This window comes from Streptomyces sp. NPDC002773, assembly GCF_040295605.1.
Taxonomy (GTDB): Bacteria; Actinomycetota; Actinomycetes; order Streptomycetales; family Streptomycetaceae; genus Streptomyces.
The window spans coordinates 134739-155988 of the sequence record NZ_JBEOVO010000006.1; the positions used below are offsets into that span (position 1 = coordinate 134739).

A 21250-nucleotide genomic window follows, 5' to 3' on the forward strand; every position below is an offset into this window, starting at 1 on the left:
GAGATGCGCTGGTGGGACATCCCGCCGGTGCTGACCCTCGAGGACGAGCTGTTCCCCGAGGACGCCTGGTCGGCGGGGATGTTCTGGTCGGAACTCGCGCACGCGCGCGGGCCGCGGGCCTCCCGCCGCTACATCGTCGCGGAGGACGGTGAGGGGCGGCTCGTCGGATACGCCGGACTCGCCGCCGCGGGCGGACTCGGCGACGTGCAGACCATCGCCGTCGCCCGCGACCAGTGGGGCACCGGCCTCGGCGCGCGGCTCCTCACCGACCTCCTCCAGCACGCCACCGCCTTCGAGTGCGACGAGGTACTCCTCGAAGTGCGCGTGGACAACACCCGGGCCCAGAAGCTGTACGAGCGCTTCGGCTTCGAGCCCATCGGCTTCCGGCGCGGCTACTACCAGCCCGGAAACGTGGACGCGCTCGTGATGAGACTGACCGTTCAAGGAACTGAGACTGATTCTGATGGCTGCTGACGAACCGCTCGTACTCGGCATCGAGACCTCCTGCGACGAGACCGGCGTCGGCATCGTCCACGGGACCACCCTCCTCGCCGACGCCGTCGCGTCCAGCGTCGACACCCACGCCCGCTTCGGCGGCGTCGTGCCCGAGATCGCCTCCCGCGCCCATCTGGAGGCGATGGTCCCCACCATCGAGCGCGCCCTGAAGACGGCCGGGATCTCCGCCAGGGACCTCGACGGCATCGCCGTCACCGCCGGACCCGGCCTCGCGGGCGCGCTGCTCGTCGGCGTCTCCGCCGCCAAGGCCTACGCGTACGCCCTCGGCAAGCCGCTCTACGGCGTCAACCACCTCGCCTCGCACATCTGCGTCGACCAGCTCGAACACGGCAAGCTGCCCGAGCCGACGATGGCCCTCCTCGTCTCCGGCGGGCACTCCTCGCTGCTGCTCTCCGCCGACATCACCTCCGACGTGCGCCCCCTGGGCGCCACCATCGACGACGCGGCCGGCGAGGCCTTCGACAAGATCGCCCGCGTGCTCGACCTCGGCTTCCCCGGCGGACCCGTCATCGACCGGCTCGCCAAGGAGGGCGACCCGGCCGCGATCGCGTTCCCGCGCGGTCTGAGCGGCTCGCGGGACCCCGCGTACGACTTCTCCTTCTCCGGCCTCAAGACCGCCGTGGCCCGCTGGATCGAGGCCAAGCGGGCGGCCGGGGAGGACGTGCCGGTACGGGACGTGGCCGCGTCCTTCCAGGAGGCCGTCGTCGACGTGCTCACCCGCAAGGCCGTCCGGGCCTGCAAGGACGAGGGCGTCGACCATCTGATGATCGGCGGCGGAGTCGCCGCCAACTCGCGGCTCCGGGCCCTCGCCCAGGAGCGCTGCGACCGGGCCGGCATCCGGCTGCGGGTGCCGCGGCCGGGCCTGTGCACGGACAACGGCGCGATGGTCGCGGCCCTCGGCTCGGAGATGGTCGCCCGCAACCGGGCCGCCTCCGACCTGGAGCTCTCCGCGGACTCCTCGCTTCCGGTGACGGACCCGCACGTGCCGGGTACGTCCCACGATCACGATCACGTGCACGAGGTCAGCAAGGAGAACCTCTACTCATGAGGGTCGCCGTGATGTGGGAGGCGCGGGCCGCGCAGGGCCGGGGCGCCGAGCTCCTGGAATGGGCCAGGTCCCAGGTCCTCGCGTACGAGCCGCAGCGCCGGGAGATCCTCCGCGCCCCGCAGGACCGGGTCCTCGTCCTCACCTGGTGGGAGGCGGAGACCTTCGACGCGGAGCTGCCCGAGCTGCCGGAGCCGGACGCGGAGCTGATCGCCCGTCCGGTCCACCGCTGGCGCTTCGAATCGGTGGAATAGCCGGGGTTCGGGCAACCTTTCGACCGGCGCGGGCATCCCACAACGCGTGAAGAAGACGATCGCGCTGTGGGCGGCCCTCACCGCCGCCGCCCTGATGGTGACCGGCTGCGCGGCGGAGAACCCCGCAGCGCCCGCCCCGAGGACGCCTACGGCGAGCGGGGGCGGGGAGTCGGCGGGGGGTGCGGCCGGGGACGGTGGCGCGGGGGCCGCGGCTGAGGCCGGTGGCGCGGGGGCCGCGGCTGAGACCGGCAGCGCCGGGGACAAGGCGCCCGAAACGGCTTCCGCCGCCGCCGCGTACCGCAAGTGGGGGCTCAAGCCCTTCGCGCCGGCGCCCGCCCCGCCCGCGACCAAGCCGGTCGTCCGGCCGCCCGGCGGCCCGGTCCCCGTCATCAGCGACATCCCCACCACCGAGAAGATCGTCTTCATCACGATCGACGACGGGGCGGAGAAGGACCCCGAGTTCGTCACGATGATGAAGGACCTCAAGGTCCCGGTCACGATGTTCCTCACCGACGCGGCCATCCGCGGCGACTACGCGTACTTCGCCCCGCTCGTCGCGCAGGGCCACGGCCTCGCCAACCACACCCTCACCCACCCCGACCTGCGCACCCTCTCCCAGGACGCCCAGCGCCGCGAGATCTGCGGTCAGCAGACGAAGCTGACGCAGCGGTACGGCAAGGCCCCGCGCCTCCTCCGCCCGCCCTACGGCAACTGGAACGAGGCCACGCGCGCGGCGGCGGGCGAGTGCGGGGTGGACGCGATCGTGCTGTGGCGGGAGTCCATGCAGATCAAGAACATGCAGTACCAGCGCGGCGACCGGAAACTGCACCCCGGCGACATCATCCTGGCCCACTTCCGCGGCCCGTCCGAACTCAAGGGCCGCACGATGACGGAGATGACGGCCACGATGCTGCGCCGCATCCAGGAGCAGGGCTTCACGGTGGCGCGCCTGGAGGACTACGTCTAGGGAGCCACCGCGATCGGGTGACGGCGCCGGGGCTTAGGGTGCTTGGCATGTCCCCGCGCAGTCCGTTGCCCCCGCCGCCCCCGCCCGTCGAGCTCCGGAGCTGGCCCGACCGGGACGCGCGGCTCGCGGACCGGGCGTTGGCGCTCGACGAGCTCGGCAGGCGGCTGCTCGGTGGCGGGCGGCTCGCGCTGTTCCTGCTCTGGTTCTTCCTGCTCGAACTGGGCTGGTCGCTGATCGGCGTCCTGCTCATCTCGCTCGGTGGGTCCGCGCCCGACCCGCTCATGATGCTGACGGGGCTCGTCACGGCCGTCCTCGGCATCGGGCTCCTCGTCCCGGCCGTGTGGCTGACCGTGCGCAGCCTGCGGCGCGACCGGGTTGTGCGCGAGAGGCTCGTCCTGTGGGCGGCCCTTGACCGGCACGGGCCGACGGACGCCCGGCTGCGCGCCCCCGCCCTCAGCGTCTGCTGGCTGCTGCTGTCCTTCGCGATGTGCGGGCTCGGCCTCTGGATGGGCTTCGCGGTGCCGGCGGGCGTCAGCCGGGACGACGGTTACGGCCTGGTCGCCTACGGCATGGGGGTCGCCCTGATCCTCTGGATCACAGGCCTCACGGGCCTCAGGAAGGCCGTCGGCCACTACCGCCTGGCGGTACGCCTGAGGGGCGGCGGGCGGCGCTGAGCGTCATCCGCCGCTGCTGCCCTCACCCGCTGCCGCTGAGCCTCACCGACCAGCCGCCGGTACGCCTCACGTACCGCCGCCGCTGCCCCCACCCGCCGCCGCTCAGCCTCAGCCGCCGTGCCTCGCCGGTCGGCCGATCAGCATCGTCGGCGCCCCGGCCACCCGCGTGAGCAGGACCGTCGCCGCGTTCGGGCCCTTCGGCTTCACCTTGCGGCGGATCTCCTCGGGCTCCACCGCCGAGCCGCGCTTCTTCACCGTCAGGGTGCCCACCTCCCGCTCCCGCAGCAGGGCCTTCAACTTCTTCAGGTTGAAGGGGAGTTCGTCGGTGATCTCGTAGGCGGGGGCGTACGGCGTGGGGACGAGCGCGTCCGCCGTGACGTACGCGATCGTCGCGTCGATCAGGCCGCCGCCCACCTCCTCCGCCACCTCGGCGACCAGATGCGCGCGGATGACGGCCCCGTCCGGCTCGTAGAGGTAGCGGCCGACGGGGCGTACCGCCGGGTCGGGCAGGCCCCGGCCGGCGAGGGCCGCGCCGGAGGGCAGCAGCGTGGCCCGCCGGGCGCCCGGCTCCGTACCGAACCAGAGGACCGCCTCCTTGACGTCCCCGCCGTCCGAGATCCACTCGGCCTCGGCGTCGGCGGGCACCGCCTCGTGCGGGATGCCCGGGGCCACCTTCAGGGCCGCGTGGGGAGCCTTGCGGGCCGCCTCGACCGCCCAGGACAGCGGCGGGGAGTACGCCTCCGGGTCGAAGATCCGGCCCCGGCCGCCGCGCCGCGCCGGGTCGACGAAGACCGCGTCGTACGGCGTGGTGTCGACGTCGGTGACGTCCGCGCACCGCACCTCGATCAGCTCCGCGAGGCCGAGCGCCTCGGCGTTGGCGCGGACAGCCTCGGCGGTCAGCGGGTCGCGGTCGACGGCGAGGACGGAGATCCCGGCGCGGGCCAGGGCGATCGCGTCGCCGCCGATCCCCGAGCACAGGTCGGCGACGCTGCCGACGCCGAGCGCCTTCAGGCGGGCCGCCCGGTGGGTGCCGACGGAGGCGCGGGTCGACTGCTCGACGCCGTTCGGCGTGAAGTACATCCGGTACGCGTCCTCCGCGCCGAACTTCGCGACCGCCCGCTGCCGCAGCCGTGCCTGGCCGATGGCCGCGGTGACCAGCTCCGCGGGGTGGTCGCGACGCAGCCGGGAGGCGACCGCCAGCTCCTGGGCGGGGTCGTAGTCGCGCAGGGCGGTGAGGAGGGTCTGCCCCTCGGGGCCGAGCAGGGGGGCGAAGGAGGCGAGGTCGGTCACCCGTCCCATTGTGGCCCCTGTGATGCTGTGGGCCGGCCGGGGGACGTGGGGTGCGGTACGGCGGTGTCGCGGCCGGGAACGGGCGTCCGCGCTGACAGGATGCGGCGCCATACGACTCGTACGACAAAAGGAAAAAATGATGGCAAAAGGTGTGCACCGTTCGTCCCGGGTGCTCGGGGCCGCCCTCGTCGTCGCCTCCCTCGCCTCCGCCGCCACGGCCTGCTCGGACGGCACCGAGCGGGACGCCGGCCCGCCTGCCCCCGCCGCCGGTCAGCAGGCCCCCCAGGCGCAGGGCGCGGCCGGCGCGCTCACCGCGTACGTCGAGAAGGTCCGCGCGCAGCGCGCCGCCCGGGTGCTCGCCGCGAAGAAGTGGGGCCTCGCCCGGACCCCGCTCGACGCGCCCGCACCGCCCGCCGTGAAGCCGAGGATCACCACCCGCAAGGGCTTCGAGACGGACGGCGAAGGCCTGCCGCCCGTCTTCACCACCGTGCCGACCAAGCAGAAGGTCGTCTTCCTCACGATCGACGACGGCGCGGAGAAGGACCCCGCCCTGCTGCGGATGATGAACGAACTCCGGATCCCCTACAGCGCCTTCATCAGCGACTACGTCGTCAAGGACGACTACGGATACTTCTCGCGGATGCAGAAGTCGCAGGAGGGCGGGGTGGCGCTGCACAACCACACCCTCAACCACCGGTACCTGCCGGGACTCTCGTACAGCCAGCAGAAGCGCGAGATCTGCGGCATGCAGGACGTCATCGAGAAACGTTTCGGCAAGCGGCCCCCGCTCTTCCGCCCGCCCTACGGCAACTACAACGAGGACACCCTGCGTGCCGCCAAGTCCTGCGGCGTCAAGGCGGTCCCGCTGTGGGCGTCCGAGGCCTTCCCCGACCGCATGGAGTGGCGCGAATGGGACCGGGACCTGCACCCCGGCGACATCGTGCTCACCCACTTCCGCGGCAAGGACGACTGGAAGGGGACCATGCCCGACATGATCCGCCGGGTGATGAACGTGATCACGGCCAAGGGATACGCGGTGGCGAAGCTGGAGGACTACGTGTGAGCCGGTCGTCGTGACGGCGGGAGGGGGGCCGCCGGGGCCGCGGGCGAGGGGTGGGAAGGGATCGAACCCTCGTGCGGAAACAGAGGCGCCGGGACCCGTTCCCGTACCGGGACCGAATCGCCACACGGCACGGAATTGGCACTCCGCTTGACCGAGTGCTAACTGCGGTCATAGTCTCGGCTCTGGCACTCCCCACCGGAGAGTGCCAACACAGCGACGGGCAGGTCCGGCACCCGCGACGACGGATCCACCTGGTCGCCACCTCAGACAGTCAACCCCGTGATCTCCGAAGGGGGAGGTCGGATCGTGACGACCACCAGCTCCAAGGTTGCCATCAAGCCGCTCGAGGACCGCATCGTGGTCCAGCCGCTCGACGCCGAGCAGACCACCGCCTCTGGCCTGGTCATCCCGGACACCGCCAAGGAGAAGCCCCAGGAGGGCGTCGTCCTGGCCGTGGGCCCGGGCCGCTTCGAGAACGGCGAGCGCCTGCCGCTCGACGTCCAGACCGGCGACATCGTGCTGTACAGCAAGTACGGCGGCACCGAGGTGAAGTACAACGGCGAGGAGTACCTCGTCCTCTCGGCTCGCGACGTGCTCGCGATCGTCGAGAAGTAATTCACCGAAGTACCGAAGTACCGAAGTACGAGCACTGAACCAGATGCTCAGAGCTGCGCCCCGAGGCCTCTTCCAGGCGCCCCGGGGCGCCGCTCGTTCCACCCGATTCCGAGAGGGCTGAACCGCTCCCATGGCGAAGATCCTGAAGTTCGACGAGGACGCCCGTCGCGCCCTTGAGCGCGGCGTCAACAAGCTTGCCGACACGGTGAAGGTGACGATCGGCCCCAAGGGCCGCAACGTCGTCATCGACAAGAAGTTCGGCGCCCCCACCATCACCAACGACGGTGTCACGATCGCCCGCGAGGTCGAGCTCGACGACCCGTACGAGAACCTCGGCGCCCAGCTGGTGAAGGAGGTGGCGACCAAGACCAACGACATCGCGGGTGACGGCACCACCACCGCCACCGTGCTCGCCCAGGCCCTGGTCCGCGAGGGTCTGCGCAACGTCGCCGCCGGCGCCTCCCCGGCCGCCCTGAAGAAGGGCATCGACGCCGCCGTCAAGGCCGTCTCCGAGGAGCTCCTCGCCACCGCGCGCCCGATCGAGGACAAGTCCGACATCGCCGCCGTCGCCGCGCTCTCCGCGCAGGACCAGCAGGTCGGCGAGCTCATCGCCGAGGCGATGGACAAGGTCGGCAAGGACGGTGTCATCACCGTCGAGGAGTCCAACACCTTCGGTCTCGAGCTCGACTTCACCGAGGGCATGGCCTTCGACAAGGGCTACCTGTCCCCGTACATGGTCACCGACCAGGAGCGTATGGAGGCCGTCCTCGACGACCCGTACATCCTGATCAACCAGGGCAAGATCTCCTCGATCCAGGACCTGCTGCCCATCCTGGAGAAGGTCATCCAGGCCGGCGCCAGCAAGCCGCTCCTGATCATCGCCGAGGACGTCGAGGGCGAGGCCCTGTCGACCCTGGTCGTCAACAAGATCCGTGGCACCTTCAACGCCGTGGCCGTCAAGGCCCCCGGCTTCGGCGACCGCCGCAAGGCGATGCTCGGCGACATGGCCACCCTCACCGGTGCCACTGTCATCGCCGAGGAGGTCGGCCTCAAGCTCGACCAGGCCGGTCTGGACGTGCTCGGCACCGCGCGCCGCGTGACCATCACCAAGGACGACACCGTCATCGTCGACGGTGGCGGCAACTCCGAGGACGTCGCGGGCCGCGTCAACCAGATCAAGGCCGAGATCGAGTCCACGGACTCCGACTGGGACCGCGAGAAGCTCCAGGAGCGCCTCGCGAAGCTGGCCGGCGGCGTGTGCGTGATCAAGGTCGGCGCCGCCACCGAGGTGGAGCTGAAGGAGAAGAAGCACCGTCTGGAGGACGCCATCTCCGCGACCCGCGCCGCGGTCGAGGAGGGCATCGTCTCCGGTGGTGGCTCCGCGCTCGTCCACGCCGTCAAGGTCCTCGAGGGCAACCTCGACAAGACCGGCGACGAGGCCACCGGTGTCGCGGTCGTCCGCCGCGCCGCCGTCGAGCCGCTGCGCTGGATCGCCGAGAACGCCGGCCTCGAGGGCTACGTCATTACCTCCAAGGTGGCGGAGCTCGACAAGGGCCAGGGCTTCAACGCCGCGACCGGCGAGTACGGCGACCTGGTCAAGGCCGGCGTCATCGACCCGGTGAAGGTGACGCGCTCCGCCCTGGAGAACGCCGCCTCGATCGCCTCCCTCCTCCTCACCACCGAGACCCTCGTGGTGGAGAAGAAGGAAGAGGAGCCGGCGGACCACGGCCACGGCCACGGTCACGGCCACTCCCACTGAGGCTCGTAGCCGATCACTGATCGCTGGTTGCTGATCGCCGATCGCTGATCACCGAGGCCCGGTGCCCCCGTCGCGGGGGCACCGGGCCTCAGCCGTAGCCACGTCGTCAGGCCTCCACCGCGCCGAGCTGCCCCATCAGCCCGAGCAGGTCGTACTCCCACCACCCCTCCGCGATCTTCCCGTCCTCCCGGAAGCGGTGGATGGTCGTCCCCGTCATGGTCACGTCCATGCCGGTGGGCTGGAGCCCCATGAAGTCACCCGTGTGGGAGCCCTTCCAGGTCCAGCGGGTGCAGACCCGGTCGCCCTCGGCGATCTGGTCGTCGACGGTGAAGCCGAAGTCGAAGCCGCCGCGCCACATCTCCACCTCGCGCCGGACGGCGTCCATGCCGATGACGTCCTGCGCGTTGGCCGGATCGTGGTCGTGGTACCCCTCGGCGAGCACCTCGTCGAGCAGCGCCAGCTCCTGCTCGCGGGCGATCATCTCCAGGAGCCTGCGGGCGGTCGCCTTGTACAGCGCCTCGTCCCGGACCACGTCCAGGTCGGTGAAGGTCGGCATCTCGTCACAGAGCGCGACCATCTCCCGGAAGATCCGGTCGGTCTCGGGGAGCTGCGAGTTCCGCATGGCCACGTCGTAGGACGGGAACTCGACGATCTCCACGACGTGGGAGGCGTCCGACCGGTCCGTGCCGACGATGCTGTGGGTGGCGGTCCGCTTGCCCTTGGTCTGCTCGACCCACTGATCCATGAGGCGGTTCAGGTCGTCGACCCGGCTGGTCTTGCAGTCGATGATTTGTACGAAACTCATGACGCCTCCCGACCCAGGTAGGACCCTTCCAGTCTAGGGGGAACGGGAGGTACCACGGCGGCCGAGCGCCTGTGCCCGCGCCTACGCCGAACGCTGGAGGTCTGACGCCCGTACCTCCTCCGCGAACGGTTCACCGCGCGCGTACCGCGCGATTTCCTCGATCGCCTGGTCCGCCATGCGGTGGAGTTCGTTGCCGAGGGAGCCGGCCACGTGCGGGGTGAGGAGGACGTTCGGGAGGGTGTAGAGGGGGGAGCCGGGGGGTGGGAGTTCCGGGTCGGTCACGTCCAGGGTGGCGTGGAGGCGGCCCGTCAGGAGGTGGGGGAGGAGGGCTTCCTCGTCGATCAGGGAGCCTCGGGACGTGTTGATGAGGGTCGTTCCGTCCGGCATCGCGGCGAGTTGGGCGGCGCCGATCATGCGGTACGTGGACGGGAGCTGCGGCGCGTGGACGGAGACGACCGTGCTGCGGGCGCACAGGTCGTCGAGGTCGGCCACCAGCTCCACGCCGGGCGGCGGGGCGTCGGCGTACGGGTCGTACAGGAGGATGTCGATGTCGAAGGGGCGCAGCAGGTCGATGACCCGGCGGCCGATGCGGGAGGCGCCGACGATGCCGACCGTGCGGCGGTAGTTGCCCCAGTCGGCGGACTCGGTGAGCCAGGCGTGGTCGGCGCGGAGTTCCGCGTACCGCTGGGCCGAGCCGAGGACCCGTTTCCCGGCGAAGAGGATCGCGGCGAGCGTGTACTCGGCGACCGGCAGCGCGTTGGCGGCGGCGGCGGAGGTGACGCGGAGGCCGCGTTCCCAGCAGGCGTCGGTGATGTGGTGCTTGACCGAGCCGGCCGCGTGGACGACCGCCTTCAGGCGCGGCGCGCGGTCGAGGACCTCGGCGGTGAGCGGGGTCGCTCCCCAGCAGGTGAGGAGGATCTCGGCCTCCGCGAGGGCGGCGGTGACGTGCGGATCCGGGGTGGTCAGGTCGTGGGCGACGAGGTGGGGGTCCGTGCGGGCGAGGGAGGTGAGGCGGGCGCGGTGGGTGTCCGTGAGGAGGCGTCCCGCGACGCCTTGACCCATCGCGAGGAGGAGGGGAGGGCGGTTGTCAGTGGTCGGGTGCATCGTAGTACCTGTGCTCCTCACTTGACGCTGCCGGCCGTCAGACCGGCCTTCCAGTGGCGCTGGAGGGAGACGAAGGCGACGACGAGGGGGACGACGGCGAGCAGGGATCCGGTGACGACGAGGGGGTAGAAGTCGGGTTCGGCGTGGGCGTTGCTGTTCCACGCGTACAGGCCGAGGCTCAGCGGATAGAGCTTCTGGTCCGACAGCATCACCAGGGGGAGGAAGAAGTTGTTCCAGACGGCGGTGAACTGGAAGAGGAAGACGGTCACGAAGCCGGGCATCACCATGCGCAGACCGATGGACCAGAAGACGCGCAGTTCGCCGGCCCCGTCGATACGGGCGGCCTCCAGGGCCTCGTCGGGGATGTAGCCGGCGCAGAACACCCGGGACAGGTAGACGCCGAAGGGGTTGACGAGGACGGGGATGAGGACGGCCCAGTAGGTGTTGACGACGCCGACCTCGCTGGCCAAGAGGTACATCGGCAGGGCGAGCGCGGTGGTGGGGACGAGCACGCCGACGAGGACGAGGCCGAAGAGCTTCTCCTTGCCCCGGAAGTCGTAGACATGGAAGGCGTATCCGGCGGCGACGCTGACGAGCGAGCAGGCCAGGGCGCCGAATCCGGCGTACAGGAGGCTGTTCAGGTACCAGTGGAAGTAGATGCCGTCGTTGTACTCGGCGAGCCGGGAGAGGTTGCCGCCGAGGTCGAAGCCCTCGAAGGAGAAGGCGTTTCCGGCGAGGAGGCCGCCGGCGTCCTTGGTGGCGGCGGTGACCAGCCAGACGAGCGGGAAGAGCATGTAGACGACGGCGAGGACGAGGGCGCCGTTGACGGCGGCCTTGGAGAGCCACACGGTGGGGGTACGAGGCTTGCTCACGCGCGCTTCCCCTTCCGGCCGGTCAGCCGGGTCACGGCGAAGGAGAGCAGCGCCGCCGTCAGGGCGAGGAGCACGGAGGCGGCGGCTGCGAGTCCGTAGTCGTTGCGGTCGAAGGCCGCGGTGTAGGCGTACATGTTCGGCGTCCAGGTGGAGGTGATGGCGGAGCCGGTGCCCTTGTTGAGGATCAGCGGCTCGGTGAAGAGCTGGAGGGAGCCGATGATCGTGAAGAGGCCGACCATCGCGAGGGAGGCCTTGACGAGCGGGATCTTGACGGAGAACGCGATGCGCCAGGCGCCGGCCCCGTCGACGGTGGCCGCTTCGAGGACGGAGCGGTCGATGGCCTGGAGGGCCGCGTAGAAGATGACCATGTTGTAGCCGAGCCATTCCCACAGGGCGATGTTGACGATGGAGGGCAGGGCGCCTTCGGGGGAGAAGAAGTCGAAGCCGATGCCTCCGGCCTCCATGGCCTGGACGACGGGGCTGAGCTGGGGCGTGTAGAGGTAGACCCAGATCAGGGCGGCGATGATGCCGGGGACGGCGTGCGGCAGGAAGAGCGCGAGCTGGAAGAAGCGGCGGGCGCGGGCGAGGGCCGAGTCGAGCAGCAGGGCGAGGCCGAGGGCTCCGGCGAGCAGCAGCGGGATGTAGAACAGGCAGTATCCGAGCAGGACGCCGAAGCCCTCGCGGAAGGCCCGGTCACCCAGCGCCGCGGTGTAGTTGTCGAGGCCGGTGAAGACGGTCTCGGTGCCGCCGAAGCCCAGTCCTGACTGCTTCTCGGTGAAGAGGCTGAGCCAGACCGCGTATCCGATCGGCACCACCATCACCGCGGTGAACAGCAGGAAGAACGGGGTCAGCAGGATCGTGGCGGCGCGGGTGCGGGCCTTCATTCCGTCAGCCCTCGACCTTCAGGCCGCGCTTGGTGAGTTCGGCGACGGTGGCGTCGTGACCGGCCTTGACGGCGTCGGCGATGCCGGGACCGCCCTGGGTGATCTTGCCGAAGTTGTCCTTGATGGTGGTGTTGGTGGTGCCGGTGGTCGGGCCCCAGGCCCAGTTGGGGCTGATGGAGGCGCCGGAGGCCTCGAAGAGGGCGTAGATGTCCTGGCCGCCGTAGTAGCTCGCGTCGAAGGCCTTCTTGGCGACGGGGCGCAGGGCGGTGGCGGCCGGGAAGGCGGAGGAGGTGCCGGAGGCGATCCGGGCCTTGACGCCGGCCTCGGTGGTGGACATCCACTCGGCGAAGGTGACGGCGGCGGCCTTGCGCTTGCTGTCCTTGGTCACGGCGAAGGAGGTGCCGCCGAGCATGCCGCTGGCGGGCTTTCCGTCCCAGCTGGGCATGGGGGCGACGGCCCACTTGCCGTCCTGCTCGGGCAGGGTGCCCTTGAGGACGCCCGCGCCCCAGGAGGCGCCGAGGTAGCCGATGGTGGTGCCGTTCTTGAGGGAGCCGGTCCACTCGGGGCTGAAGGAGGCGTTCTTGTGGACGAGTCCGGCGTCGAGGAGGCCCTGCCAGTAGGTGGTGACCTTGGTGGTGGCCGCGTCGGTGGTGTTGATCTTCCAGGTGTCGTTCTCGGCCTTGAACCACTGGGCGCCGGCCTGCCAGGCCATGGCCTCGAAGGTGGTCGGGTCGTCCGGGAAGAAGGTGGCGATACGGGCCTTGGCGTCGGCCTTCTTGACCTGTTCGGCGGCCTTCTTGAAGGCGTCCCAGGTGGCGGGCACCTCGACCTTGTACTTCGCGAAGAGGTCCTTGCGGTAGAAGAAGGCCTGCGGGGCGGCGTCGAAGGGGACGGCCCAGGTCTTGCCGCCGAGGGTGGTGAGGTCGACGGTCTGCGGGAGCAGCTTGGCGCGCTCGGCCTCGGTGAACTCGCCGCCGATGTCCTGGAGGGCGCCGGAGCTGACGAACTCGGGGAGCGAGGAGTACTCGATGGAGACGAGGTCGGGGGCGTTGCCGGCCTTCACGGCGTTGGAGATCTTGGCGTAGCCGCCGGCGGTGCCGGAGGGGATCTCCTCGAACTTCACCTGGATGTCGGTGTGGGAGGCGTTGAAGGCGTCGACGACGTCCTTGGAGCCCTTGGCCCAGCCCCAGAAGGTGATGGTCACGGGCCCGTCGGCCTTGTTCGCGCTGTCGTTCGCGGTGTCGTCACCGCCGCCGCCGCAGGCCGTGAGGACGGCGAGGGCGGTGGCGGTTCCGGCTATGACACGGGACGTTCTGCTCCAACTACGGCTCACGGCACGGCTCCTGAGGGCTGGCGGCGGGGAGGTTGTGGCCGTGATCCTGTGACCGTTCATGACCGAAGTCAAGAGCGAAAGATTGATTGATCGAAAAAAGATCAGATAGTGGTCGTGAAAAAGATCAGACGGTGGTCGTGGAATGCGCTCCGCACGAGTCCCGCACCCGCAGCCTCGGCAGCAGGCCCAGATGGCGCCGCGCCGCCTCCTCGTCGGGGCCCCCGACGCCCTCGGCGAGCCGCTCCACCAGCAGTTCGGTGGCGTGCCGGCCCACCTGCCGCTTGGGCGGGGCGACCGCCGTCAGCGGGGTGTCGGCGAGCGCGGCGACCTCGTCGTCGTACGCGATCAGGGCCAGGTCCTGCGGCACCCGTACGCCGAGCTCCGAGAGGCGCTGCACGATCTCGATCGCGTCCACGTCGTTGTGGACGAGGGCCGCGCTCGCGAGGCCCGAACCGACCGCCTCGTGCAGGGCCCGCACCGCCCGCTCGAAGCCCTCCGGGTCGGCCTCGGCCGGTACGGAGTCGATGACCGGCCGCGGTTCGCTCAGACCGAGCGCCACCAGGGCCTCGGCGTAACCGGCGCGCACCGCGAGGGCGGTCGGGGAGTCCCCGCGCGCCACGAGCAGCGGCGTCGCGTGGCCGAGGGACAGCAGGTGGCGCAGGGCGAGCAGGACGCCGTGGCCGTGGTCGGACGCGACTCGGTCCAGACCGTCGAGCGGGCTGCCCGGCACGGCCCGGCGCTCCAGGAGGACGGCCGGTACGGGCAGTTCGGCCAGCCAGTCCCCGTACGCGAGCCGGTCCTCGGGGCCCCGCCAGCCCGGCGCGACGAGCACGCCCTCCGCGCCGGCCGCGAGCAGTCCCTCGGTGCGGGCCCTGTCCTCCTCCGGCCGGTAGTCCGAGACGCGGAGCACGAGCCGCGCCCCGGCGCGGGCGGCCGCCTCGTGCGCCCCCCGGATGACCTCGGCGAAGTAGTACGTGGCCGAGGGGGCGAGCAGGCCGATGACCAGGCCCTCACCGGGGCGCCCGCCGGCCGCGCCGCCTTGCCGCCGCGGCCAGGACACCTGGCCGTGCACCCGGTCGAGGAGGCCCCGACCGGCCAGGAGTTCGACGTCGCGGCGGGCGGTGACGGGGGAGACCCCGAGCCGTTCGGCCAGGTCGGCGACGCGGGCGGTGCCGCGCTCGCGCACCAGGGCCAGCAGTCGGTCGTGTCGTTCGGCAGCACTCTCGCGCACGGCGCAGTTCCCCCTCGCGGTGGTCGTGGTACCCCGACCCTAGCCCAGGAATGATCGAACGATGAGAGTTTCGATCATTCGCTCCGAATCTCTTGACGTTCGATCGGAGTCTGTCCAGGATTCCCGGCGACGCGGTCGTCGCCGCGGGGACCTCAGGGAGCATCATGCCCACGCCGCCCGAGAACCGAGAGCTCAGCCCGTACACCGGGTGGACCCGAGCCCACTGGGAGACCACGGCCGACCGACTCCTCCTGGCCGTACGCCCCTTCGCCTCGCCCTCGCGCGCACTGATCGACCTCCCCGGACCCCGCCCCAGCTGGTCCGGCGCCCGCTCCGACGGCCTGGAGGGCTGGGCCCGCACCTTCCTCCTCGCCGCGCTCAGGGTCGCGGGCGCCCACGGCGAGGACCCGCACGGCCACCTCGACCGGTACGCGCGGGGGCTCGCCGCGGGGACGGCGGAGCCGGGACGGGCGGACCGGGAGTCCTGGCCCCGCACCACCGACACCCGCCAGGCGATCGTCGAAGCCGCCTCGATCGCCCTGGGCCTCCGCCTCACCCGCCCCTGGCTCTGGGACCGGCTCGACGACCGCACCCGCGAACAGGTCGTCGACTGGCTCCGCCCCGCCCTCCGGCCGTCCCCCGTCGACAACAACTGGTGGCTCTTCGGCCTCACCGTCGCCGGCTTCCTCCAGGACGCCGGCGCCGACACCGACCGGGCCGCCGCCACGATCGACCGCTCCCTCGCCCGCATCGAGGACTGGTACCTCGGCGACGGCTGGTACAGCGACGGAGACAACCGCGCGTTCGACCACTACAACGCCTGGGCCCTGCACTTCTACCCCGTGCTCCACGCCCACCTCGCCGGCGACCGGGCCCTCCTCGACCACTACGGGCCGCGCCTCCGTGCCCACCTCGACGACTACGTCCACCTCTTCGACGCGAACGGCGCCCCCGCCCCGTACGGGCGCTCCCTGATCTACCGCTTCGCCGCGGCCGCCGCACCCTGGCTCGGCACCCTCACCGGGCACACCCCCCTCACCCCAGGCGCCACCCGCCGCCTCGCCTCCGGGAGCCTGCGGTACTTCCTCGACCGCGGCGCCACCGACCCGGACGGGCTCCTCACCCTCGGCTGGCACGGCCCGTACCCGCCGCTCGTCCAGGAGTACTCGGGCCCCGGGTCCCCCTACTGGGCCTCCAAGGGTTTCCTCGGCCTCCTCCTGCCCGCCGACCACCCCGCCTGGACCGACCCCGAGGAACCCCTGCCCGCCGAACGCGCCGACACCGTCCGCCCGTTCGCCCCGGCCGGGCTGCTCGTCCAGACCACCGCCGCCGACGGACTCGTACGCCTCCACAACCACGGCAGCAACCATGTGCACAGTGCCGAGTCGGACGAGGACGACCCCGGCTACGCCCGGCACGCCTACTCCACCCGCACCGGCCCCACCACCGGGCAGGCCCCGGCCGACAACCACTTCGCCCTGCTCGTCGCGGGGAAGGCGACCACCAGGGGCCCCGCCGTCCCGGCCGGCACCGGCCCCGGCTGGGCCGCCTCGGCGCACCACCCGCTGCCCGGCGTCCGGGTCGTCTCCGCCACCCTCGCCCACGGCCGCGCCGAGGTCCGCGCCCATCTCGTCCTCGGCGCCCCGGACGGCACCCCCGTACGGCAGACGGGCTGGGCCACCACCTCCGACGGGCCGCACGCCGCACTCCACCCGGTCCACGGCTACGGCCCTGACGTGACCGAACTCCCCACCGGGGAAACCCTTCAGGGGCCGAAGAGCCGCACGCTCGCCCTCCAGGGCACCACGAGCGGCCCGGCGACCCTCTTCATAGCCCTCGCCTCACTGACCGCCGAACCGGCCCCGGCCCCCGTGACCGAGCTCGCGCACCTCCGGGTCGACGGCCACACCCTCCACGTCACCTGGCAGGACGGCACCACCACCCGACTCGACCTCGACGACCCGGGGTCCGACTAGGACGCGTCCCGGGCGGTCACTTCGGCCCGTACTTGCGCCCCGCCTTCGAGGAGACCCCGCCGAGGAGACCGCGCGGCGCCAGCTTCACCACACCCATCAGGGCCTTGTAGCGGGGGTCCGGGATCGACAGCGTCTTCCCCCGCGCCAGGTCCGAGAGCGCCGCCGTCACCAGCTTGTCCGCGTCGAGCCACATCCAGCCCGGGATGTTGTCCGTCCCCATCCCGGCCCGCTCGTGGAACTCGGTCCGTACGAAGCCGGGGCAGAGCGCCATCAGCCGCACCCCGGTCCCCGCCATGTCCCGCGCCGCCCCCTGGGTGAACTGCACGACCCACGCCTTCGACGCCCCGTACGTGCCGCGGGGTACGAAGGCCGCCACCGAGGCGACGTTCACCACCCCGCCCCGCCCCCGCGCCTTCATCGAGGCGGCGGCGGCCGAGGTCAGCCGCAGCACCGCCTCGCAGTGCACCGTGAGCATCGTCAACTCGTCGGCCATGGACACTTCGAGGAAGCGGCCCTTGTTGCCGAAGCCCGCGTTGTTCACGAGCAGGTCCACCGGCTGCTTCGGGTCCGAGAGCCGGGCCTCGACGGCGGCGATGCCCTTCTCCTCGGAGAGGTCCGCCGCGAGCACCTCGGCCTCGACGCCGTGCCGGTCGTGCAGCTCGGTCGCCTGCTCACGGAGCCGCTTCACGTCCCGGGCCACGAGCACGACGTCGTGACCGTCCGAGGCGAGTCTCCGTGCGAAGGCGGCGCCGATGCCCGCGGTGGCGCCCGTAATCAGTGCAGTCGTCATACGGGCACGTTAGTGCCCCCTTCCGGCGCCTCCGTCCGGGCGTACTTGTCCGCGTACTGGCGTGCGAGCGCGAGGAGTCCCGACTCCATCCACTCGGCGGCGGCCAACGTGCGGGGCAGCAGGGTGCGTTCGGCGGTGGCGGCGCGGTGGAGCAGGGCGACGGTGACGTCGTGCTCGGGCCGGTGGACGACCGCGACCGGGTCGCCGGCGCGGATCTCGCCCGGCACGATCACCCGCAGCAGGGCCCCGGGACCGGCCTCCGACTGCGTGAACCGCCGGACCCAGCCCTTCTCCCGCACGAAGCCCTGGAACGTACGGCAGGGGATGCGGCCGCCGGTGACCTCCAGGACGACCTCCTCACCGATCCGCCACCGCTCGCCGATCAGCGCCCCGTTCACGTCGACGCCCCGGGTGGTGAGGTTCTCGCCGAACGAGCCGTTGGCGAGCTCCCGGCCGAGCTCCCGCTCCCACCGGTCCATGTCCTCGCGGGCGAAGGCGTACGCGGCCCGGTCGTCGCCGCCGTGGAACCGCAGGTCGCAGACCGTGTCCCCGGCGAGCCCGCTCCTTCCGACGCCGGGCGCCCCGGGGGCCTCGATCCGCACGGGGCCCTCGACGGGGCGCTTGTCGATGGCGGTGAGGCCGGAGGCGGCGTCGGTGTAGTCCACGGCCCTGGCGCGGCCCACATTCACACTGAGCAAGGTCATGAAGGAACTTTACGGGCGCCCATCTCAAAGCCGCAGACGAATATGCTCGGCTTCACCCAAGATTCGCTTATGCTGAACGCATGATCGAGGCACGCCATCTCCGCGTCCTGCGCGCCGTCGCCGCCACCGGCTCCTTCTCGGCCGCCGCGCGCGAACTCGGCTGCACTCAGCCCGCCGTCAGCCAGCAGATGAAGGCGCTCGAAGCCTCCGCGGGCACGCCGCTGCTGATCCGCACCGGACGCGAGATGCGCCTCACCCAGGCGGGCGAGGTCCTCGTCCGCCACGCCTCGGGCATCCTCGCCGGACTCACCGCCGCCGAGGAGGAGGTCGCCGCCATCGCCGGGCTCAGGGCGGGCCGGGTCCGGCTCGTGTCCTTCCCCAGCGGCAGCTCCACCCTCGTCCCCACCGCGCTCGCCGCGCTGCGGGCCGCGCACCCCGGCACCCGCGTCTCGCTCGTCGAGGCCGAACCGCCGCGCTCGATCGAGATGCTCCGCGAGGGCGACTGCGACGTGGCCCTCGCCTTCCGGTACGGAGCGGGGCAGGCCGAATGGGACGACCTGGTCGTCCGCCCGATCTTCGCCGACCGCCTGGTGGGCCTGGTCCCGGAGGGGCACCGGCTCGCCGGCGCCGACTCTCTGGGCATCGCGGAACTCGCCGACGAGTCCTGGATCGCGGGCTGTCCGCGCTGCCGCCGCCAGCTCGTGGACGTCTGCGAGGAAGCGGGCTTCACCCCCCGAATCGACTTCGCCACCGACGACTACCCGGCCGTGGTGGGCCTGGTCGGCGCGGGCCTCGGCGTGGCCGTACTGCCGGAGCTCGCCATCGAGTCCGTACGGCCCAGGGGGGCGCGGACCGTGGCCGTGGAGCCCGCCGTGGAGCGGGAGATCGTGGCCCTGACGCTGCCCGACCTCGCCCAGGTCCCGGCCGTGGCCGCCACGCTCGACGAACTGACCCGCGCCGCCACGCGCGCGTAGGTGGGGGCACACGCGACGCGCACGGGAACGTGTCCTAGTTGGAAAAACGTTCCTTCACATACGCTCCACAATCGGCCGTCCCGCTGCCGGCGCCGATGGCGCCGCGGTGATCAAGCGATTGCGCGCGCGTCCCATGAGCTCTTCGCGTTCGTCCTCGGTGAGGCCGCCCCATACGCCGTAGGGCTCCCGTACGGCGAGTGCGTGTGCCGCGCACTCCGCGCGTACCGGGCACCGCATGCAGACCTCTTTCGCCGAGTTCTCACGCGCACTCCGTGCCGCGCCGCGCTCTCCCTCGGGGTGGAAGAACAGGGAGCTGTCGACCCCGCGGCAGGCCGCGAGCAGTTGCCAGTCCCACAGATCGGCGTTGGGTCCGGGAAGGCGGGAGAAATCTGCCATTGCGCTAGTCCCCTTGAAACCGTGTCGAACGGATAGGTGGGCGGGTGGATGGCTGATGCCGGGGGTTCCTCGTGTTCCCGCGGGTCCGGGTCGGTACACCTACTGTCTAAGTAGATGTAAATATGACTCATTGCGAATCTAGCCACAGACACTGCGAAAAGGGAAGAAAACCCGCTAAATGGGGCAGTACCTCTCGATGAAGGACAGAAGGCTCGCGTCGCTCTCCTCCGTACGCGGCCCCTCACGTAGAGTGCCGAACGCTGCCGTCCGACCCGTAACTCTTTCGAGTGACCGTCGTTAGGTCTGCGGAGGCGGTTGAAGGAACAAGCGATCGGGCAGGTGTCCGAGAGCGTCAATCGCACAGGTGACGATTACGTACAGCCCTGGAGGCTCAAGGTGACGCGCAACAGCTGCGAGAGCCGCGGAGGTCACGCATGACATCCGTCCTCGTCTGCGACGACTCCCCGCTTGCCCGAGAGGCGCTCCGCCGCGCGGTCGCGACCGTGCCCGGTGTCGAGCGCGTGACCACCGCGGCCAACGGCGAGGAAGTCCTCCGCCGCTGGGGCGCGGACCGCTCGGACCTGATTCTGATGGACGTACGCATGCCCGGACTGGGCGGCGTGGAGACCGTCCGCCGGCTGCTCTCCGCGGACCCCGGCGCCCGCATCATCATGCTCACGGTCGCCGAGGACCTCGACGGCGTCGCCCTCGCGGTCGCCGCCGGTGCCCGCGGCTATCTGCACAAGGACGCCTCGCGCGCCGAACTGCGGGCCACCGTCACCCAGGCGCTGGCCGACCCGACCTGGCGGCTCGCCCCGCGCCGGCTCCGTTCGGCCGAGATGGGCGCCGCGCCCACCCTCACCGCGCGCGAGATCCAGGTCCTCGAAGGCATGAGCCACGGCCGGTCCAACGCGGAGATCGGGCGCGAGCTCTTCCTCTCCGAGGACACCGTCAAGACCCACGCCCGACGCCTCTTCAAGAAGCTGGGCGCCTCGGACCGCGCGCACGCGGTCGCCCTCGGATTCCGCTGGGGCCTGGTCCGCTGAATCGCAGGTCACCCGCCATATCCCCGTCCCCGCCCGCGTCCGTCGCGGGGTGGACGGGGTGGGCTTGTGTCACTTCCCCGCCGTATGCCGCATCCTTGAGGTGTGGAGTTCCTCGGGGACGAGTCGATCGAGCGGGACGGGAGGGCGCGGGAGATGAGTGCCGGCGCACCTGCTCATAACGCTTCGGTGCACAACTACGGACGCGGTGCCGCGAACGCAGAAGCGTCGGGGCACCATGGAGCGATGCGCGACGACGAGACCGCGGCGTCACCCACGCCCTCGGGGCACGGGGAGATCGGCGCGCTCGTCCACCGCGCGGTCGACGGCGACGCGCAGGCCACGCACGACCTGCTCGCGCGGGTGCACCCGCTCGCCCTGCGGTACTGCCGCACCCGCCTCAACCGGCTGCCGGGCGACGCCCGGCACTTCGTCGAGGACCTGGCCCAGGAGGTCTGCGTCGCCGTCCTGATGGCGCTGCCGCGCTACAAGGACACGGGCAGGCCCTTCGAGGCCTTCGTCTTCGCCATCGCGGGACACAAGGTCGCCGACCTCCAGCGGGCCGCCATGCGGCACCCCGGATCCACGGCCGTCCCTTCGGACGAGATGCCCGAGCGGCCCGACGACTCCCTCGGTCCCGAGGAGCGCGCGCTCCTCAGCGACGACGCCGAATGGGCCAAGAAGCTGCTCGCCAACCTCCCGGAGAACCAGCGCGAACTGCTCGTGCTCCGCGTCGCGGTCGGGCTGACCGCCGAGGAGACCGGGCAGATGCTCGGCATGTCCCCCGGGGCCGTCCGGGTCGCGCAGCACCGCGCGCTCAGCCGGCTCAGGGCACTGGCCGAGCAGTAAGCCTCGGGGGGCCCTGTCGTCCCTTTCGTACACGTGTGAACGTCCAAAGCTTCCCGCTGATCTTGATCGTGGAATGAGACACCGCTTTGGCCCGTTAGCATGGACA

At 71.4% G+C, this 21250-nt stretch carries 22 protein-coding genes; 12 read left to right on the forward strand and 10 right to left on the reverse strand.

The window, feature by feature from the left end; translation table 11 throughout:
• The first annotated feature begins 3 nt into the window (after positions 1-3).
• From rimI to ABT034_RS10775, 5 genes are all read left to right on the forward strand, one after another.
• Positions 4-474, forward strand: coding sequence for a ribosomal protein S18-alanine N-acetyltransferase (gene rimI, locus ABT034_RS10755; RefSeq protein ID WP_351213754.1), 471 nt, complete (start codon positions 4-6; stop codon positions 472-474).
• The gene (gene tsaD / locus ABT034_RS10760; protein WP_351213474.1) at positions 464-1564 is read left to right on the forward strand and encodes a tRNA (adenosine(37)-N6)-threonylcarbamoyltransferase complex transferase subunit TsaD; all 1101 of its coding nucleotides are present in this window, start codon (positions 464-466) and stop codon (positions 1562-1564) included. The genes rimI and tsaD overlap by 11 nt, the downstream gene beginning before the upstream one ends.
• Positions 1561-1815, forward strand: a complete 255-nt coding sequence (locus ABT034_RS10765) for a hypothetical protein (protein ID WP_351213476.1) — start codon at positions 1561-1563, stop codon at positions 1813-1815. Before tsaD ends, ABT034_RS10765 begins: the two co-directional genes overlap by 4 nt.
• Before the next feature lie 94 nt (positions 1816-1909).
• The gene (locus ABT034_RS10770) at positions 1910-2782 is read left to right on the forward strand and encodes a polysaccharide deacetylase family protein (protein WP_502972876.1); all 873 of its coding nucleotides are present in this window, start codon (positions 1910-1912) and stop codon (positions 2780-2782) included.
• Between the two features lie 47 nt (positions 2783-2829).
• Positions 2830-3456 carry a hypothetical protein gene (locus ABT034_RS10775; RefSeq protein ID WP_351213480.1) on the forward strand — a complete coding sequence of 209 codons (627 nt, stop codon included), beginning with the start codon at positions 2830-2832 and terminating at the stop codon, positions 3454-3456.
• 108 nt (positions 3457-3564) lie between these two features.
• On the opposite strand, the gene ABT034_RS10780 is transcribed toward ABT034_RS10775, so the two are convergent.
• A complete protein-coding gene (locus ABT034_RS10780; RefSeq protein WP_351213482.1) occupies positions 3565-4755 on the reverse strand; it encodes a THUMP-like domain-containing protein in 1191 nt (396 codons plus the stop codon).
• A 130-nt stretch (positions 4756-4885) separates the two neighbouring features.
• Between ABT034_RS10780 and ABT034_RS10785 the strand changes: the two genes are divergently transcribed.
• The 3 genes from ABT034_RS10785 (at position 4886) to groL (ending at position 8183) form a co-directional block, all read left to right on the forward strand.
• The gene (locus ABT034_RS10785) at positions 4886-5809 is read left to right on the forward strand and encodes a polysaccharide deacetylase family protein (protein ID WP_351213484.1); all 924 of its coding nucleotides are present in this window, start codon (positions 4886-4888) and stop codon (positions 5807-5809) included.
• 306 nt (positions 5810-6115) lie between these two features.
• The gene (gene groES / locus ABT034_RS10790) at positions 6116-6424 is read left to right on the forward strand and encodes a co-chaperone GroES (protein WP_073810087.1); all 309 of its coding nucleotides are present in this window, start codon (positions 6116-6118) and stop codon (positions 6422-6424) included.
• A gap of 130 nt (positions 6425-6554) precedes the next feature.
• Complete coding sequence (gene groL / locus ABT034_RS10795; RefSeq protein ID WP_351213486.1) at positions 6555-8183, forward strand: chaperonin GroEL; 1629 nt, start codon at positions 6555-6557, stop codon at positions 8181-8183.
• A 106-nt stretch (positions 8184-8289) separates the two neighbouring features.
• Here groL and ABT034_RS10800 read toward each other — a convergent pair whose 3' ends face one another.
• The 6 genes from ABT034_RS10800 to ABT034_RS10825 all read right to left on the reverse strand — a co-directional run bounded on the left by ABT034_RS10800 (position 8290) and on the right by ABT034_RS10825 (position 14412).
• Positions 8290-8988, reverse strand: coding sequence for an ester cyclase (locus ABT034_RS10800; RefSeq protein WP_351213488.1), 699 nt, complete (start codon positions 8986-8988; stop codon positions 8290-8292).
• Between the two features lie 81 nt (positions 8989-9069).
• On the reverse strand, positions 9070-10092 hold the full coding sequence (locus ABT034_RS10805; RefSeq protein WP_351213490.1) for a hydroxyacid dehydrogenase: 1023 nt from the start codon (positions 10090-10092) through the stop codon (positions 9070-9072).
• Positions 10093-10109: 17 nt separating this feature from the next.
• Positions 10110-10964, reverse strand: coding sequence for a carbohydrate ABC transporter permease (locus ABT034_RS10810; RefSeq protein ID WP_351213492.1), 855 nt, complete (start codon positions 10962-10964; stop codon positions 10110-10112).
• Positions 10961-11848 (reverse strand): carbohydrate ABC transporter permease, encoded by an 888-nt coding sequence (locus ABT034_RS10815; protein WP_351213494.1) that lies wholly within the window; start codon positions 11846-11848, stop codon positions 10961-10963. Before ABT034_RS10815 ends, ABT034_RS10810 begins: the two co-directional genes overlap by 4 nt.
• Positions 11849-11852: 4 nt before the next feature.
• Entirely contained in the window at positions 11853-13181 is a 1329-nt protein-coding gene (locus ABT034_RS10820; protein ID WP_351213496.1) for an ABC transporter substrate-binding protein, read from the reverse strand.
• 124 nt (positions 13182-13305) lie between these two features.
• On the reverse strand, positions 13306-14412 hold the full coding sequence (locus ABT034_RS10825) for a substrate-binding domain-containing protein (protein WP_351213498.1): 1107 nt from the start codon (positions 14410-14412) through the stop codon (positions 13306-13308).
• 164 nt (positions 14413-14576) lie between these two features.
• Between ABT034_RS10825 and ABT034_RS10830 the strand changes: the two genes are divergently transcribed.
• Positions 14577-16388, forward strand: a complete 1812-nt coding sequence (locus tag ABT034_RS10830; protein ID WP_351213500.1) for a DUF2264 domain-containing protein — start codon at positions 14577-14579, stop codon at positions 16386-16388.
• 16 nt (positions 16389-16404) lie between these two features.
• Here ABT034_RS10830 and ABT034_RS10835 read toward each other — a convergent pair whose 3' ends face one another.
• Both ABT034_RS10835 and ABT034_RS10840 read right to left on the reverse strand, forming a co-directional pair.
• Positions 16405-17178, reverse strand: a complete 774-nt coding sequence (locus ABT034_RS10835) for an SDR family NAD(P)-dependent oxidoreductase (protein ID WP_351213502.1) — start codon at positions 17176-17178, stop codon at positions 16405-16407.
• Positions 17175-17882 carry an MOSC domain-containing protein gene (locus ABT034_RS10840; RefSeq protein ID WP_351213504.1) on the reverse strand — a complete coding sequence of 236 codons (708 nt, stop codon included), beginning with the start codon at positions 17880-17882 and terminating at the stop codon, positions 17175-17177. Before ABT034_RS10840 ends, ABT034_RS10835 begins: the two co-directional genes overlap by 4 nt.
• A gap of 80 nt (positions 17883-17962) precedes the next feature.
• Between ABT034_RS10840 and ABT034_RS10845 the strand changes: the two genes are divergently transcribed.
• Positions 17963-18856 carry a LysR family transcriptional regulator gene (locus ABT034_RS10845; RefSeq protein WP_351213506.1) on the forward strand — a complete coding sequence of 298 codons (894 nt, stop codon included), beginning with the start codon at positions 17963-17965 and terminating at the stop codon, positions 18854-18856.
• A gap of 54 nt (positions 18857-18910) precedes the next feature.
• Here the strand turns inward: ABT034_RS10845 and ABT034_RS10850 are convergent, their stop codons facing one another.
• The gene (locus ABT034_RS10850; RefSeq protein WP_351213508.1) at positions 18911-19252 is read right to left on the reverse strand and encodes a WhiB family transcriptional regulator; all 342 of its coding nucleotides are present in this window, start codon (positions 19250-19252) and stop codon (positions 18911-18913) included.
• Between the two features lie 434 nt (positions 19253-19686).
• On the opposite strand from ABT034_RS10850, the gene ABT034_RS10855 reads away from it, so the two are divergent.
• Both ABT034_RS10855 and ABT034_RS10860 read left to right on the forward strand, forming a co-directional pair.
• Positions 19687-20298, forward strand: coding sequence for a response regulator transcription factor (locus ABT034_RS10855; RefSeq protein WP_003948568.1), 612 nt, complete (start codon positions 19687-19689; stop codon positions 20296-20298).
• A gap of 243 nt (positions 20299-20541) precedes the next feature.
• Positions 20542-21144: a sigma-70 family RNA polymerase sigma factor gene (locus ABT034_RS10860; RefSeq protein WP_351213510.1), complete on the forward strand. Its 603-nt coding sequence runs from the start codon at positions 20542-20544 to the stop codon at positions 21142-21144.
• Positions 21145-21250 lie beyond the last annotated feature (106 nt).